Here is an 808-nt window from a genome sequence, read left to right as displayed (position 1 = left end):
GACCTGCGACGCCTTCAACATCCCGGTGCTGACCTTCGTCGACGTCCCCGGCTTCCTGCCCGGCGTGGACCAGGAGCACGACGGCATCATCCGCCGCGGCGCGAAGCTGATCTACGCCTACGCGGAGGCCACCGTCCCCCTCATCACGGTGATCACCCGCAAGGCGTTCGGCGGCGCGTACGACGTCATGGGCTCCAAGCACCTGGGCGCCGACCTGAACCTCGCCTGGCCGACGGCCCAGATCGCGGTGATGGGCGCCCAGGGCGCCGTCAACATCCTGCACCGCCGGACCATCGCCGAGTCGGACGACCCGGAGGCGGCCCGCGCCCGGCTGATGCAGGAGTACGAGGACGCCCTCCTCAACCCCTACGTCGCGGCCGAGCGGGGATACGTCGACGCGGTGATCATGCCGTCCGACACCCGCCGCCACATCGTGCGCGGCCTGCGCCAGCTGCGGACCAAGCGCGAGAGCCTGCCCCCGAAGAAGCACGGCAACATCCCCCTCTAAGGAGCCGCTGTGACGATCAAGGTCGTACGGGGCAACCCGACCCCGGTGGAGCTGGCCGCCGCACTGGCGGTGGTCAGGGCGCGCGCCGCGGCGGCGGCCGGGGTGGCCGTCAGGGGGAGCCGGGCGTGCGCTGGCGATCGACAAGCGTCGTGCGGGAGAACGAGCCGGTCCGCGTACGGAGAGGGCTCGTGCGCGGGTGTGACGGAAGGGCCGCCCGCGTGTGACGACCGTGACGCGACGGCGGTGTTTGTGACAGGAGTGACACACAGGCGCACTCCGGCACACCGGCGGGGCGCATTG

General features: G+C 71.8%; 1 protein-coding gene and 1 pseudogene. Both read left to right on the top strand.

Annotated features, from left to right (window positions below):
* Window positions 1-508 (top strand): carboxyl transferase domain-containing protein (locus tag LPA54_RS33565; RefSeq protein WP_306806578.1); only part of this gene is annotated, 508 nt, incomplete at its 5' end.
* Between the two features lie 9 nt (window positions 509-517).
* A pseudogene (locus LPA54_RS33560) lies at window positions 518-616 on the top strand (acyl-CoA carboxylase epsilon subunit); the annotation flags it as partial.
* Between the last annotated feature and the right edge of the window lie 192 nt (window positions 617-808).

This window comes from Streptomyces sp. DH12, from assembly GCF_020873895.1.
GTDB lineage: Bacteria > Actinomycetota > Actinomycetes > Streptomycetales > Streptomycetaceae > Streptomyces.
The sequence above is the reverse complement of the archived record's forward strand: the minus strand, read 5'-3'. Positions and strand labels throughout refer to the sequence as shown.